Source organism: Rhodococcus sp. A14, assembly GCF_011603105.1.
Taxonomy (GTDB): domain Bacteria; phylum Actinomycetota; class Actinomycetes; order Mycobacteriales; family Mycobacteriaceae; genus Rhodococcus_F; species Rhodococcus_F opacus.
The window spans coordinates 19043-34573 of the sequence record NZ_JAAOQS010000096.1 but is presented as its reverse complement, the minus strand read 5'-3'; the positions used below and the strand labels follow the sequence as shown (position 1 = coordinate 34573).

The following is a 15531-nucleotide window of genomic DNA, read 5'->3' as shown; positions in this document are numbered from 1 at the left end:
CCGCTTGGCTGGGCAGGACAGCACGCGCGAGCTCGCCGGCAGGGATGCTTCCGAGGATTTTGTTGTTGATGGCTTCTGCACTGAGGTCGAGGGTGAGGAACAGGTTGAGGTAGTCCCCTCGCATGCCTTTGTCGGCGGTGGTGACGGGGAATGGAAAGGAAGCAGCCACGGCGAGCGACTCGGGTAGGTCGGTGCCGGAGTTCGCCAATTCGGTCAGGGTGGGCTCGAGATCGTGCAGGTTCGAGAGGAGATCGTCGCGGCTGCTGTTGAGGACGATGCGGGCCCGGTCGCCGAAGCGGCCCATACTGTCGAGCATCTGTGTCAGCTGGACCCGTTGTTCGTCGAGGACTGCCAGGGCCGGGGTGATGGCGTCGATTCCGGTGGCGATCGTGGTGTTCTGTCCGGCGAGTTCGCGGGAGAAGCGGTCGAGGCTGTCGATGGCACGGACGATGTTGCCCCGCTGGCTGTCCAGGCCGTCGACGAAGGTTTCCATTCGCGCCAGGGACTGGTTGAGGGTCTGTTCGCGGCCCCCGGCGGCGCCGTTGAGTTCGGCCATGATGGTGCGGAGCTGTTCGAGCCCGCTGCCGTTGAGTACCAGCGACAAGGCGGACAGCACTTGTTCGGTCGAGGGGTATTCGGCGGAGTTTTCGAGCGCTATGACATCGCCGTCACGCATCTTCTCCGTGGTGTCGCCGTTCGGGGGTGCGGAGATTTCGAGGTATTGGGCGCCGAGGACGCTGGTTTGCGCCAGTCGGGCGGTCGCGGTGCGCGGTAGATCGACGCTGTCATCGATGTCCAGGACGGCCTTGGCGATCAGGCCGTCCACCACCACTCGTCGCACGGTGCCGACGGTGACGTTGTCCGCTTTGACGATGGAGTTGCCGACGAGGTTCTGCGCGTCGCGCAGTTCGACGGTGATGGTGTAGGTCGGGCCGTCGTTGGCGTTGCCGGGCAGTGGCAGCGAATTGATGCCGTCGAAGCGGCAACCGGAGACGGCCAGGAGTGTGCCGAGCATGACGATGCCGGCCAGTGAGCGGCGCAAGTTCATCGTGTGCCTCCCGATCCGGGGACGGCCAGTTCACCGAGTTTGGGAGCTGGGCCGGTGGGCGCGGATCCTTGTGCGGCGCGGACCGCGGCTCCGAACATGTCCCCGAACTTGTCGCTCATGCGGGAGCATTCCTCTTGCGGCGCGTCGACGGTGGTGAGCAATGCGCAGATGAAGGACATCGGATCCGGCAGATCGGGGATCGCGAGCGCACCGGTCAGTGAGTTCGAGGCCGGGTCGTAGATGTTGTAGAGGTCGGCGAGTGCGGTCGGGGTGACGTGCAAGATTTGTGCCAGGTTGTCCTGTTTGTTCATCAGCAGGGTCGCAATCGAATTGAGGGATTCGACATCGGTGGTCAGTGCCTCGTTGTTGTCGTCGACGTATCCGCGGATTTCGGGGAGCAGGGCCGCGATGGATGCCAATGCCGCGTCGAGTTCGGTCCGGTTGTTGTTGAGCAGCGTCGACACCGATCGCAGTTCGCCGCTGAAGCCGACGATCTGTTGGTCACTGGCCGCGAGCGCGGAGACGAGCACCTGCAGGTTTCGGACGGTGCTGAACAGGTCCGGGCCGCCGTCGGAGAGTGTCTGCATTGCGGCCGAGACGTTGGACAACGCCAGTTTGAGGCTCTGCCCGTTTCCGTCCAGTGCCCTCCCGGTGGACGCCACCAGCTCGCTCAGTGAACCGTCGGCGTTGTAGCCTTGCGGGCCCAGTTCGGTGGACAGGTCGGTCAGTTGCTTCTTGAGTTGGTCGTATTCGACTGGCACCGCGGTCTTCTCGAGGGGAACTTCGGCTCCGTCCTCGAGGCGGGCGCCACCGCCATAGGTTGGTGCGAGCTGCACGTATCGTCCGGTGACCAGCGTCGGAGCGATGATCGCGGCGCCGGCGTCTGCCGGGACGGGGTGATCGCCGGTGACGGTGAGCGTGACGCGCACCTGGTCCCCCATCGGGTCGATCGCATCGACGGTGCCGACGGGGACCCCGCGAATCGTCACGCGGTCTCCTTCGTAGAGCCCGATCGAGTTGCGGAAGTAGGCGGTGATGTGGAGCGTCGAATCGCGGGTGGCGATCGCCGCGACGGTGGTCGAGATCACCGCGAAAAGCAGTAGTGCCGCGAGCGCCTTTCCCGGGGTGGGGATTCGCCGTGCCAGGTGCCGGGTGCGGGTGGTCATCAGTTCACTCCTCCTGGGCTTCCGGGCATTTGGCCACGAAGGTTGGCCGGTGCAATGTTCTGCAACAGGACGCCGAAGAAGGGGCCGCTGCCGACCACCTCACCGAGTTGGGTCACGAAGGGGCGCAGCCCGGTGATGGCGTTGTCGATATTCGTGTAATTCTGGTTCAACGTGGTCAGCACCGTGTCGAGTTCTGCGAGCATGGGCGCGGTGCTCTCGCGGTTGTCGGCAACCACGCCGCGGATCTGTTCGCTGACGGCGCGGACCTGGACGAGCAGGCTGTGTATCGTGGCGGCGCGGTCGTTGAGTGCCGCGAACAGCGTTTCACCGTCGGTGATCAGTGCGGTGAGGTTGTTGTTGCGCTCGGACAGGACACCGGACACCGAGGTCGACAGGTCCAGTAGCTGCCGGATCTGCGTGTCTCGGGACGAGACCGTATCGGCGATCCGGGCGATGCCGTCCGAAGACTGTTTCAGGTTGTCCGGCAACGCATTCATCAGTTCGGAGATACTGGTCAATGCCTGCGAGGCGGTTGATTTGTCGGTTCCCTCCAGGGTTTCGGTGACGCGGGAGAGGGAATCGGTGATGTCGAATCCGGAGGTGGTGCGGTCGGCGGGGATCGTGTCTCCGAGCTCGCCGTCCCCGTCTGGGGTGAGTTCGACGTAGCGCCGGCCGAGCGCCGTTTCGACCTTGATCGCCGCGTGTGTTCGGGCTCCGAGTGTTCGCCCGTGTGGATCGATTCTCAGCTCGATATCGACATGGTTCGGGCGCAGGGTGATCGATTCGACCTCGCCTATCTCGACGCCGCCGATCTGCACGTGATCGCCCGCGGCGAGGCCGCTGGCGTCGGCGAACTCGCCCGTCACCGTTCGTGCCCCGGTCAGGAAAGGTATTGCCTGGTAGTTGAACACGGCGACCATGAGCACCGCGATGACAGCCGTGCCGATCAGTCCGAGGTGAAGGGGGTTGCGTTCTTTGAACGACTTCGTCGCCATCACTTGCACCTCTCTGCGGGGGCGGTGAACATGGGTGTCGTCTCGGGGCCGTTGAGCCCGGGATAGCGGATGGCGAGACCGCAGACGAAGAAGTTCAGGAAGCTGCCGTATCCGGTGTTGCGACCCACCAGCCGATACATCTCCGGCAGCTTGCCCAGGGTCAGGTTCAGGGTGTCGGTACGCGAGTTCAGGTTCGCGGCGGTCCGAGACAGCTGTTCGATGTCCGCCTGCAGCGGGGGCCTGGCTTGTTCGAGCACTGATTGCGTTTCCGCGCTCGCGTTGTCCAGTTGTTCGAGTGCCCGGGTGAGCGTGTCGCGATCCACGGACAGACCGGTGGTCAGTTGCTGCAGTTCGGTGACGAGGGTACCGAATTGGTCTCTGCGGCCGTCGACGGTCGTCAATACCGTATTGAGATTGTCGACGGTGTTGCCGATCACCTCGTCGCGATCGGCGAGCGCGTTACCGAGTGAGCCGAGCTGCTCGACGAGAGTGCCTATGCTCTCCTGCCGGCCGTTGAGTACCTCGATGATCGAGGCGGAGAGGCGGTTGGTCTGATCTGGGTCGAGTCCCTCCAACAGGGGCCGGAATCCGTTGACCAGGGTATCGATGTCGAGTGCGGCTGTGGTCTGGGCGACCGGAATCGGGTCGTGTTCCCCTCGGGGTGAACGGCCGTCCGGCAAGACGGTCAGCTCCAGGTATCGGTCACCGATCAGGTTCTTGTATTTGATCGCGGCGGTCGACGTCAGTGACAGCGCAATGTCCTCGGACATGGAGAACGAGACTTCGGACACTGAATCGGTGGCCGCGAGCTGCACATCGCTGACCTTGCCGACCGGGACCCCCGACACCTTGACGTCGTCGCCGCTCTTGAGTCCGGAGGCGCTGGCGAACAGGGCCGAGTAGGTCCGGGACGGGCCTAGGCGGATGTCTCCGACCACCATCACCAGCGCAGCGGTGATCAGCGAGGTCACGGCGATGAACACGGTCAACTTCAGTCCTGGGTGGCGCGCGTTCATCGGGTCAGTCCGTAGATCAGGGAGGCAAACGGATTACCGAGCAGGTCTCCTGGGGTCTGCACCGGGTCGTACACCCGGGTGCCGACGTCGAAGGGGGTGTGTCCGGGCGGTGGGTTTCCCGCGCCGTAGGAGTAGCACTGGGCGGGACCGTCGGCGCCGTTCTCGGGCAGGTCCTCGGGGTAGGTGTACGGCGGATCGCCCATCAGAATTGTTCCCAGGATATTGAGGCCGGGCCGGTCCCCTCCGAAGCCGCGCTCGAGGTAGCGGCGGGACTGGTTGAGGCTGGCGAAGAAGCACGGGTAGGACGGGGCGTACTCGCCGAGCAGGTTCGAGGTCGGCGCGAGCGCATCGAGAGCTTGAATGACGGGTTGCTCGGAGTCCGCGAGAAAGGAGTCGCCGACGTTTCCGAGTTCGGTGAAACTCATCAAGAAGGCACTGAGCTGGGCCTGCTTCTCGACGATCGTGCGGCTCGTGCTCGACAGATGATCGACGGTGGCCAGGAACTCCGGTGTCACGGAGGTGAAGGTGTCGAGGTTGTCGGCCAGCAGGGGCACATCGCGTTGCAGGGTGGGGATCGATCCGTTGAAGTCGGCCAGGTAGTGGTCCACATCCACCATCAGGTCTCCGAACTTGTGACCGCGACCGGACAATGCCGTCGCCACTGCGCCGAGGGTGCCGTTCACCTTCTGCGGCTCGATGTGGTCGAGTACACCCAGCAGCGCGTCGAACGCATCGTTGACTTCGACTGTGACTTTTGCGGTGTCGATCAACGGTCGTTGCGCGAGGGTGATGCTGGAGGGCTGATCGGGCCAGGTCAGCGACACGAACTTGCGGCCGAACAGAGTGGTGGGGGCGATCTGGGCGCCTACGTTGGCGGGGATCTTCGCTACTTGATCGGGTTGAAGATCCATCGCGATGACGGCGTGGTTGTCGGTCAATGCGACCGAGGCAACCCTTCCGACCACCACATTCGAGACCTTGACGTCGGAGCCGGCGTCCATCAGCAAGCCGGCACGGTCCGAGATGAGATCGACTCGGACGGCGGCGGTGAACGCACCGCGATACCGGCCTACCGCGACGACGGTGACGAGGACCAGGAGAAGGATGAGCACGAACCCGAACAGGGCGTTGAGTCGTCGATCCTTTTTGTGCGAGTTGATCATCCGGACACCCGCACGGTCGCGTTGACACCGCCGTAGATGGCGATTCCGATGATCAGGTCGATCACCATGATCGCGATCAACGATGTGCGCACTGCCCGTCCTACCGCAACCCCGACCCCGGCCGGCCCGCCGGAGGCGGTGTAGCCGTGATAGCAGTGCACACACATGATCACCACTGACATCGCCAGCACCTTGAACAGGGACCACAGCACGTCGGTGGGCACCAGGAAGACATTGAAGTAGTGGCTGTAGGTTCCGCGGGACTGGTCGGACAGGACAACCGAGACGAATTCGGTAGAGGCGAAACCCATGAACAGTGCGATCCCATACAGCGGGGCGATCGCGACCAGTCCGGCGAGGATGCGGGTGGTCACCAGGTAGGGCAGTGAGGGCACCGACATCACTTCCAGTGCGTCGATTTCCTCACTGACGCGCATCGCCCCGAGCTGTGCGGTGAATCCGGCCCCCACGGTGGCGGTCAAGGCCACACCCGCGATGACCGGAATGGCCTCTCGGGTGTTGAAAAACGCCGAGATGAACCCGGACATGGCTTCTACTCCGACGCGCCCCAGGGAGCTGCTCCCCTGCTGTCCGACCTCATAACCTGCTGCGGCAGTGAGAAATCCGATGATCACGACGGTTCCGCCGATGACCGCCAGGGCGCCGGTGCCGAGGCCGACTTCGGCGATCAGCCGCACGACCTCGCGTCGATAGCGTCGCAGGGTAAGCGGGATCCAGGCGACGCTGGTCGCGTAGAACCTGAGTTGCGCCCCCAGGTCGGCCAGTCCGGTGACAGGTCGCGCGACGGTGACCGCGATGCTGTGGCCGAGAAGGTCCCGTGAAGGTAAGGATGGCACGTTGACTCCGAGGTCTCGATGTTTTAGTGCACTGACAGGGTTGTGATGATGGCGTTGGCGAGAAAGAGCAGCATGAAGCTGACGACGACGGTCTGATTGACCGCATCGCCGACCCCCTTGGGTCCGCCCTTGACCGACAAACCCAGGTGGCAGGCGACAAGTCCGGCGAGCAGTCCGAAGATCGCGGCTTTGAGTTCGCTGATCATCAGGTCACCGATCCCGGTGAGGATGGAGATCGCCGTGACGAACTGACCCGGGGTCGCTCCCTGCAGGAACACCGCGTACAGGTAGCCACCGGTGAGACCGACGGCAGTTACCAGCCCGTTGAGGAACAGGGCCACGAGGGTCGAGGCGAGAACCCGCGGGACCACGAGCCGGTGGATCGGATTGATTCCGAGCACCTCCATGGCGTCGATCTCCTCGCGGATGGTGCGCGAGCCCAGGTCTGCGCAGATCGCGGTCGCTCCGGCACCGGCGACGACCAGCACGGTGACCACCGGACCGATCTCCCGGATGACCGCCACCCCGGCGCCGGCGCCGCTGAGGTCTATCGCGCCGATTTCGTTGAGCAGGACGTTGATCTGAAAGACCACCATCACGCACAGCGGAACGGCCATCAGCAGGGTGGGCACGATCGACACACTGGCGATGAACCACGCCTGCGCCACGAACTCCCGGAACTGAAACGGGCGTTTGGCCGTCAGACGAAACGTCTCGAGGGCGGTGGCGTAGAACGCCCCGACCGTCCGCGGCGCGGTACGTGAGGATTGGGCGAGTATGCGTATGCCGTTACTGACTGTTTTCTCCAAGGCAGACATCGCCCGTCCCATCGCTCTTCTGCAGCCGATTGCACCGCGCACCAGGGACACGACAAGCCGACTCCCCCGGCGTGTTGGGCTTGTCGAGCAGTCCCTGAGGAAGAACTGGTGAGTTCGGCGGTGACTGGTTCCGTATCGGCGCGCTGTGATCGCCATCACCGATACGACCTACAGTAGCGACCAGAAATTAAACAGTCAAGACTGACCGACTAACTGTTCTGGGTGCTCATTTCACCAGGGAGGAGCATCGACCAGGCAATGGTCTTCCAGTCCCGCAGGTGGGGGTCTTTGCGATGGTCTCGCGGCTCGAGCGCGTAGGTCATGGCGACGCCGCGCATGCTGGTGTTCAGCAACTCGCGCACCATCGGATACGTTGAATGCCCGCACAATTCGGCCCCGAAGAACACATCGGTCGAGGCGCGCACCAACGCACCCAACACCTGCTCCTCCGGCAACAGTGCGACCCGTAGTTCCTCATGGGAGCGGGCGGCGACCCACAGTTCGATCGATGCCCAGAAGTAGGGCTGCGCGTAGGTCGCCCACATGGTCTCCACCGCGTCGGAGATCCGCTCCCGCGGGTCCTCAGGCCAATCGGTACGGGTACCGAGATCGCGGAAGCGCTCTGCGGCGAGATGATGGACCGAGGCGATGAGGAGCGCGTCCCGGGACGGGAAATGGTGCAGCAGGCCCCCGCGTGAGGCGCCGGCCTCTTTCTGGATCCGCAGCGTTGTCGCGTTCGAGTATCCCTCGTCGACCAGGACCTTCACGGCCGCATCGAGGATCCGGCGCTTGGCCAGTCGGCTCCGCTCTTGTTCGGCACGCTTGGGTTTCACACCCGTGCCTGTGGCCGGCGTTCTCGATGGGACGCTCACGAAAAACCTCGCCTCGCAGTGTTCCGCGGGACGATGCGCCGTCCCACAGGGGTTAGATCAGTCGGACGTGACTAGTTTCTCATGACCGCGGCGCAGCCGACGAGGGGCGCTCGGTGTTCGCTCCCCCGTCGACCGGGTGCGGCGAGCCGACGGGCGACGCCGGCGGGGAGGTCGTCCACATGGTTCATGCAGTTCGGCCTTCTCCTTTCCGCGTCCGGGAGGATCGATCAGCCGGTGATGTCTCGGCCGATCAGGTTCCGTGCAATGACCCATTGCTGCAGTTCGTTCGCGCCCTCGAAGATTTCGAGGATCTTCGCGTCTCGGTACAACTCTTCCAGGCGCACCGATTCGCCGGTTTCGGCGACCTGCCGAGCGAATCCGTATCCGCCGTGGATCTGGAGGGCGTCTCGGACCGTGTCGACGGCGATCCGTGTGCCGAAGGCCTTGGCCATTGCCGCCTCCGGCTCGGCGGTGCGGTCACCGCGGTCGAGTCGAGTGGCCGCCTTCTGGTACAGCAGTCGCGCGCACTCGATTTCGGTGGCCCTCTCGGCCATCTTGAACTGCCAGTACTGCATCTTGCCGAGTGGTCCGCCGAAGAGTTGGCGAGTGCGCAACCGGTGGACCGCAAGGTCGACCGCCGCTTGCGCCACCCCGACTCCGGCGGCGCCGATACCGATGCGACCTCGGGTCAGACACGACAGCGCCACCGACAGGCCGGCTCCCGGAGCGCCGAGGAGATGCTCGCGGGGGACGACGACGTCGTCGAAGACGATGTCGGCGGTCAGCTGTCCGCGATGTCCCATTTTCAAGTCGGGCGCACCCACCCGCACACCCGGCGAATGCAGGTCGACCAGCAGCATGTTCATCCGCTCACCGGTCCGGACGAGAACGGCCGCCCAGGTCGCCACGACGCTGTTGGTGATCCACCGCTTCCGTCCGTTGACCACGAATCCGGTGTCGGTCTCGACGGCGACGGTTTGCAGCGCGTCGATCGACAGGTCGCTACTGGCATCGGGTTCGGTGGTGGCGAAGGAGAATGCTTCGTGTCCCGAGATCAACTTCGGAAGCAGCCGTGTGCGCAGCTCGTCGGACGCGAAGCTCAGGGCCTGCGGGACGAGGATGCACTGGCCGTCGTACACCCCGGCCATCGACGACGAGTGGTACGCGATCTCTTCGGTGACGGTGCAGGTTCCGAGCATGGGGTACTCGAGGCCGGTGCCGAGCGGGGCGGCGAAGGGCACACCGAACAAACCCGAATCGGCGAGCCCGCGGAAGGCATCCCACGGGAAGTTCTCGGCGGCCTCTTCCTGCGATCCGATGCGGCGTGCGACCGGTGCGAGCTTCTCTTCCACGGCCCTGCGGGCTCGAGCACGCAACTCGACCGTCTCCTGCGGCACCCACGTGTCGTGCCACATCCGGTCCTGGGTCCGGGAGACGTCCTGCTCGGCGACGATGGTATCCATCAGTACCTGACTTTCCGAAAGACTCACAGCCCGAGAGACTTTCCAACGATTTCCTTCATGATCTCCGAAGTTCCGCCGTAGATCGTCTGGATCCGGGCGTCGGTGAAGTCGCGGGCGACCTGATATTCGGCCATGTACCCGTAGCCACCGTGGAGCTGCACACACCGGTCGGCGACTGTGACCTGCAGTTCGGTGGTCCACAGCTTGGCGGCCGCGGCCTGCGCCGCGGTGAGTTCACCGGCGGTGTGCCGGCGAATGCAGTCATCGATGAAGATGCGTGCGACGTCCCTCTGTGTGGCCAGGTCGGCGAGCAGGAATTTGCTGTTCTGGAACGACCCGATCGGCTGCCCGAACGCTCGACGTTCCTTGACGTACTCGATGGTGCGCGCGAGGTTTCCCTCGATCGAGGCCACCGCGTTCACCGCGATCGTCAGCCGTTCCTGGGGAAGATTTCCCATCAGGCTGTAGAAGGCCGATCCCTCCTCGCGGAGCAGATTCCGTGCGTCGACCCGGGCATCGGTGAACGAGAGCTCGCTGGTGTCCTGCGCGTGCAGGCCCACCTTGCGCAGGTTCCGTCCCCGGCTGAAGCCCTCGGTGCCGTCTTCGACGACCAGCAGGGACAGCCCCTTGTGCGGGTGGGCGTCGGTGCGGCAGACGACGACCACGAGGTCGGCGTGCTGACCGTTGGAGATGAAGGTCTTCGCACCGTCGACGACATAGTGGTCGCCCGACCGTTTCGCCGACGTGCGGATCCCGGCGAGGTCGCTGCCGGCGCCGGGTTCGGTCATGGCCACCGCGATCACCTTCTCGCCGCTCGCGATTCCCGGCAGCCAGCGTTGTTTCTGCTCGTCGTTGGTCAGTTCCAGGAAGTAGGGCAGCACGATGTCGTTGATCAGGGTGATCCCCATGCCCACGGTGGAGGCGCCGGCACGCGCGAACTCTTCGCCGATGACGGCGTTGAATCGGAAGTCGACGACCCCGGCTCCGCCGTATTCTTCGGGAATCGAGAAGCCGATCAACCCGGCTTCGGCGGCGTCCTGATAGATCGTGCGATCGACCTGGCCGTCCTGTTCCCACTTGTCCAGATGCGGCAGAACCTTGGTGTGGACGAACCGTCGCGTGGTGTCGCGAAGCTGCTCGTGTTCGTCATCGAAGATGGGTCGGGGTGCGCTGGTACTCATCGGCCACCACCTACGGTGCCGGCGAGAGATTCCACATGAGATCGGAGCACGTTCTTGATCACCTTTCCGGTAGCGTTGCGCGGCAGCTCGTCCAGGAGCACCAGTTCGCGCGGCTTCTTGTACGACGCGAGTGTTTCTCGCGAGAACTCGACCAGCTCCGCCAGTGTCGGTGGAGCGTCGGGGTCGGCGGGGACGACCAGGGCGACGACGCTTTCGCCCCACTTCGGATCCGGCCGCCCGATCACGGCGATCTCCCGAACACGGGGATGCCAGGCGAGCGCGTTCTCCACTTCCGCGGAGTAGATGTTCTCCCCGCCGGAGATGATCATGTCCTTCTTGCGGTCGACGACGTAGACGTACCCCTCGTCGTCGCATCGGACGAGGTCACCGGAGTGGAACCAGCCTCCGTCGAAGGCGGCCTTGGTGGCGTCCGGGTTGTTCCAGTATTCACGCATGAGGTTGGGGCCGCGGTAGACGATTTCTCCGATTTCGCCGGTCGCGACGTCTCTCATCTGCTCGTCGACCACGCGGATCGAGACGTTGAACGCCGGCCGCCCGACCGACCCGGTCTTGCGGATCGAATCGTCGCCGGTCATCACGCAGGTCACCGGTGCCATCTCCGTTTGACCGAATACCGCGGTGATGTTGGCGTGCGGGAATATCCGTGACATCGCGGCCAGCAGATCGTGGGTGGCCGGTGCAGCTCCCCAGGCCAGCGTGCGCAGTGTCGCGGCCTTCGTCGCCGCGTCCGGGGCGGCGCAGAGTGCTTGCCACTGGGCGGGCACCATGAAGGTCGAGGTGACGTTTTCAGCAGCGATCAGGTCGAGCGTCGTGTTCGGGTCGAAGGCGGCGGTTGGGGCGATGACGATGGTGGCTCCGGTGGCGAAGGGACCGTTGATCGCCCCGAGGCCGCCGATGTGGAACAGGGGTGTGGCGGCCAGTGTGATCTCGCCGTCCTCGAACAGTCGCCAGGCGCGAATCATGGTGTCGGTAACTGCTTGGAAGTTCGCATGAGTCAGTACAGCGCCTTTGGGATGTCCCGTGGTGCCGGAGGTGTACATGATCGCGGCCGCGTCCTGACCGGATCCCGACCCCAGGGGTTGCTCGGGCGCACCGGATTTCGATACGGCTTCGTGGTATTCGAATGCTCTGTCGATCCTTGTCGCATCCGCCGCCCGCGCACCGGCGACCAGTGCGGTGGGGGCCGCGGTGAGGTCGGTCAGCGCCGCGGTGACCAGCGGTTCGAACGCTGCTTCGGTCACGATGACCTTCGCGCCGCTGTCGGCGAGAATGAATCCCACCTCGTCCGAGGCCAATCGGAAGTTCACCGGCACCGCGATGGCGCCGAGCGAGGTCGCCGCGTAGAGGGTCTCGAGAAACTCCGGCCGATTTCCCAGTAACAGTGCGACTCGGTCCCCGGGCTCGATACCGTGGTCGACGAACCAGAGCGCGAGCTGCGCGACGCGATCTCGCAGCTGCCTCCAGGTGATCGATCGACCGTCGAACCGGATAGCGACCGCGTCAGGTGTGCATCCGGCGTGTCTGGTCAATTGGGTGGCCCACGTGGTTTCGCGAGCCGCACGCAGACCATCGAACTGCGCGCCGTGTGTGACGGGCTGCGCGTTGCTCTCTTGAACCATGTGAGCGGTGGCTTTCTGTTTGTGGGGGAACGGGTACGGCGGGTCGGGGACCGGTTCCGTACCGAGGGTCAAAGGTGCCGAATCTTGGCGAGTGCATCGAGCGCGAGCGCACGGGCGCCGACGGACCGGACCGAGCGGGGAACGCTGTACCACATGGGTTCGGATTTCAACGGGCCCCGCGAGGTGACGACAGATTCGGTGCGGCAGAATTTGTGCAACCCGGCCGCCCCGCCGAACCGGGCTCCGATTCCGGAGGTCTTCCAGCCGCTCTGCGGGGCGGTGGTCGAGAGCATGTTGATGATCACGTCATTGACGTTGACCGCACCGCACGCCAGTTCCCGGGCGACGGCGTGACCGCGGTCGAGATCTTTCGTCCAGACCGAGGCCGAGAGTCCGTAGGGGGAATCGTTGGCCAGCCGTATGGCCTCGCGTTCGTCCTCCACGCGCATGATCGGCAGCGTCGGGCCGAACGTTTCTTCGGTCATGCAGTCCATGCTGTGGTCGACGTCGACGAGGACAGTCGGCTCGTAGTAGGGGAACCCCTTGGCATCGTTCCCGCCTCTCGATCCGCCGGTGAGAGCCCGGGCGCCCGCGGCGAGAGCCTGCTGGACGTGTTTGTCGACGATGGCGAGTTGCCGTTCGTCGATAAGGGCACCGATGTCGGCCCGCGTGCCGCTGACTCCGTTGGCCAGCGTCAACGCCCTGGTCTTGGCGACGACCTTGTCGACGAAGGCGTCGTAGACCGGCGCCTCGACGTAGACGCGCTCGACCGCGACGCAGGTCTGACCGGCGTTGAACATCGCACCCCATACCGCGGCGTTCGCGGCGCGTTCGAGATCGGCGTCCGCCAGTACCAGCATGGGATCCTTGCCCCCGAGTTCGAGGCTGACCGGTGTGAGGGTCTGCGCGGCTCGTGCGAGGATCGCCCGGCCGGTCCGGCTCGACCCGGTGAACTGGACGAAGTCCGCCTCATCGATCACCGACTCGCCGATGTCGGCGCCACCCTGCACGACCGCGAAGACGTCGGGTCCACCGAGTGTGCGCCAGCCCTCGGCGATCCGATCGATGGTGACCGGTGTCAATTCGGACGGTTTGATCAAGACGGCGCACCCGGCGGCCAGGGCGGGGATCGCATCCATCAGCGGATTGGCCACGGGGTAATTCCATGGGCTGATGATCCCGACCACGGGTTGGGCGCTGCGTAGCACGGTGACCCGCTTGTTCGCGAACATCATCGACGAGGACCTGCGCCTCTCCGGTGCCAGGAACCGCGCGGCGTGGCGGCAGTAGTACGAGATCAGCTGCAACGCAAGAGGTATCTCCAGGGCCGCGTCACACTGCGATTTGCCGGTCTCGGAGATCATCGACTCCTCGAGTTCGGCTCGATTCGCCGACAGCCACCGACCGAACAGCGCCAGAAAACTGGCGCGTTCGCGCGCGCCGCTGCGCTCCCAATCGCGCTGCGCTGCCCGAAGTGATGCCGCACGGTTCGTCACCTGCTCGGCAGTCGCCCACGTCACTTCGTCCGCGAGGGCAGCCGGTGCCAGCGCAGGGGCGGCGGTGCGGGTGCTCATTTGCTGTCCTCCAGAGCAGGCGAGTGCAGTGATTCGTGCGAGTGCTCGTGTTGTTTCGGTGCCGTGTGGGCGACGGGGCATCCCCGCGGGAACGTGCCCAGCTCCTCGATGCGGTACCCGTTGGGATAGCTACGGACCCCCCGCTGGTCTCTGGCTCGGAACGGCCGCAGCCGAGGCGGGAGGAATCGAACAAACCGTCCGCGCAGTTTCAACGCACCCTCGGCGCCCAGCCGTTCGAGACGTGACGGCGTCGGATACCCGAAGGTGTCGAGTAGCGGCTCGTCCATCAGCGCGTAGGCGAAGCGGTGAACCACCGACTTCGGCAGGAAACGGTACGGCGGGAACGTGGAAAGCAGATCGAGGGTGGAATCGGCCACGGCCTTGCCGCCGGCGCTGAACGCGAAGTGATCGCGTTCGTACTCATCGAGTAGCGCCGCGAATCCTGCGTAATCCTCCGGAACACCCTTCAAGCCCATGTGGCGGCCGAATTCCCGGTAGTACAGGACGGTGGATCGAATCTCGTTCTCGGTCAACGACCGCCAGCCGAACTTCTGCAACCAGCGGATCGGTACGACGACGAATGTGGCGAGGACGTAGACGAAGTCCTCGTTCGAGATGTCGTAGCTGCCGTGCATCTGGTTGATCCGGCGGATCGCGGCGCGACCGCTTCCGGTGAAGCCGGACTCGACGACCTGGTCCATCAGCAGGTTGGTGTCGTCGTAGCGCTTTTGCACCCGGTCACCGAATTCTCCGGTCTTGTCGAGCAGTTCACCGATGCTCGGGACCGCGTATGTGCGGAACAGCGCGAAACTCAGCGCCTGGACCGAATCCCATGGGAATTCATGGGAGAAGTGCAGGCGGAATATTTCCTCGTAGTCTCGCTCGGGGTCCAGGCGCCGGATTTGCGTCAGCCATGGATTGCGGCTCATGCCCACCTCGTTGGATTGGCGTCGACCTCACATTCTGTGAGGCAGTTCACTGGGTCGAGTTTAATGTGTATAGCATTAACCAGTCAAGGCTGACCGTCTTTGGGTGGGGGTAGATCAGGGTCGAGCGTCGCCGATGTCGGTCACCAGCAAGGTGGCCGCGAACCGCCGCCAGTGGTCGAGGTGAGGCTCGTACGACGGGGGTTTCGGGTCGAACGCGTAGGTCAGCGCCACGCCCCGCATCATGGTGATCAACTGCTCCCGAACCAGACGATAGTGCTGCCGGCCCGACAGGTCCGGGCCGAAGCACAGGTCGGCTGCCTCACGGGCCAACAGACCCAGGCGGCGCTCCTCGGGGGTGAGTGCCTGCCGCAGCGGTTCGTTGGAGCGCCCGGCCAGCCACAGCTCGGTCGCCGCCCAGAAGTACGGCTGATAGAAGGTTGCCCACATCGTGTCGACCGCGAGCCGGACCCGTCCGGCCGGATCGGCGGGCCAGGGCGGCAACGTGCGGAGCCCGGCGATGCGGGCCCGGGCCAGGTGCTGGACCGCCGCGATCAACAGTCGATCGCGAGAAGGAAAATGATGCAGCAGGCAGCCTCGGGTGACGCCGGCGGCGTGCTGGATGCGCAGCGTCGTGGCCGCGGCGTATCCGTGAGTGCACAGCACTTCCACGGCCGCGTCGAGGATCCTCGTCCTGGCATCGCGCGCTCCGACTCGGTGGCGTTTCAGGCCTGCCACACGGTTGTCCGATGCGGCAGGATCGTCGCGGTGGACAGCGCGCCGGTGGCCGACCGCGATGGTCGGCCACCCAT

General features: G+C 64.7%; 14 protein-coding genes. All 14 read right to left on the bottom strand.

Annotated elements, in window-relative coordinates; all coding sequences use genetic code 11:
• The coding region (locus G9373_RS34745) for an MCE family protein (protein WP_167119406.1) at positions 1-1048 on the bottom strand (1048 nt) is incomplete at its 3' end.
• Positions 1045-2214 (bottom strand): MCE family protein, encoded by a 1170-nt coding sequence (locus tag G9373_RS34740; RefSeq protein WP_167119403.1) that lies wholly within the window; start codon positions 2212-2214, stop codon positions 1045-1047. The genes G9373_RS34745 and G9373_RS34740, both read right to left, overlap by 4 nt.
• A complete protein-coding gene (locus tag G9373_RS34735; RefSeq protein WP_167119400.1) occupies positions 2214-3209 on the bottom strand; it encodes an MCE family protein in 996 nt (331 codons plus the stop codon). The genes G9373_RS34740 and G9373_RS34735 overlap by 1 nt, the downstream gene beginning before the upstream one ends.
• Positions 3209-4225: an MCE family protein gene (locus G9373_RS34730; RefSeq protein WP_167119397.1), complete on the bottom strand. Its 1017-nt coding sequence runs from the start codon at positions 4223-4225 to the stop codon at positions 3209-3211. Before G9373_RS34730 ends, G9373_RS34735 begins: the two co-directional genes overlap by 1 nt.
• Complete coding sequence (locus tag G9373_RS34725) at positions 4222-5388, bottom strand: MCE family protein (RefSeq protein WP_167119394.1); 1167 nt, start codon at positions 5386-5388, stop codon at positions 4222-4224. Before G9373_RS34725 ends, G9373_RS34730 begins: the two co-directional genes overlap by 4 nt.
• The gene (locus G9373_RS34720; protein WP_120661466.1) at positions 5385-6206 is read right to left on the bottom strand and encodes an ABC transporter permease; all 822 of its coding nucleotides are present in this window, start codon (positions 6204-6206) and stop codon (positions 5385-5387) included. Before G9373_RS34720 ends, G9373_RS34725 begins: the two co-directional genes overlap by 4 nt.
• Positions 6207-6268: 62 nt before the next feature.
• The gene (locus G9373_RS34715; RefSeq protein ID WP_120660953.1) at positions 6269-7063 is read right to left on the bottom strand and encodes an ABC transporter permease; all 795 of its coding nucleotides are present in this window, start codon (positions 7061-7063) and stop codon (positions 6269-6271) included.
• Between the two features lie 209 nt (positions 7064-7272).
• Positions 7273-7896 (bottom strand): TetR/AcrR family transcriptional regulator, encoded by a 624-nt coding sequence (locus tag G9373_RS34710; protein ID WP_283294903.1) that lies wholly within the window; start codon positions 7894-7896, stop codon positions 7273-7275.
• 266 nt (positions 7897-8162) lie between these two features.
• Positions 8163-9398 (bottom strand): acyl-CoA dehydrogenase family protein, encoded by a 1236-nt coding sequence (locus tag G9373_RS34705; RefSeq protein ID WP_240960903.1) that lies wholly within the window; start codon positions 9396-9398, stop codon positions 8163-8165.
• A 23-nt stretch (positions 9399-9421) separates the two neighbouring features.
• Positions 9422-10579 (bottom strand): acyl-CoA dehydrogenase family protein, encoded by a 1158-nt coding sequence (locus tag G9373_RS34700; RefSeq protein WP_167119388.1) that lies wholly within the window; start codon positions 10577-10579, stop codon positions 9422-9424.
• Positions 10576-12219, bottom strand: coding sequence for a long-chain-fatty-acid--CoA ligase (locus tag G9373_RS34695; RefSeq protein ID WP_120661464.1), 1644 nt, complete (start codon positions 12217-12219; stop codon positions 10576-10578). Before G9373_RS34695 ends, G9373_RS34700 begins: the two co-directional genes overlap by 4 nt.
• A gap of 68 nt (positions 12220-12287) precedes the next feature.
• Positions 12288-13793 carry an aldehyde dehydrogenase family protein gene (locus tag G9373_RS34690; RefSeq protein WP_133984137.1) on the bottom strand — a complete coding sequence of 502 codons (1506 nt, stop codon included), beginning with the start codon at positions 13791-13793 and terminating at the stop codon, positions 12288-12290.
• On the bottom strand, positions 13790-14722 hold the full coding sequence (locus G9373_RS34685) for an oxygenase MpaB family protein (RefSeq protein WP_133984139.1): 933 nt from the start codon (positions 14720-14722) through the stop codon (positions 13790-13792). The genes G9373_RS34690 and G9373_RS34685 overlap by 4 nt, the downstream gene beginning before the upstream one ends.
• A gap of 114 nt (positions 14723-14836) precedes the next feature.
• Positions 14837-15457, bottom strand: coding sequence for a TetR/AcrR family transcriptional regulator (locus G9373_RS34680; protein ID WP_133984141.1), 621 nt, complete (start codon positions 15455-15457; stop codon positions 14837-14839).
• Positions 15458-15531: the final 74 nt, after the last annotated feature.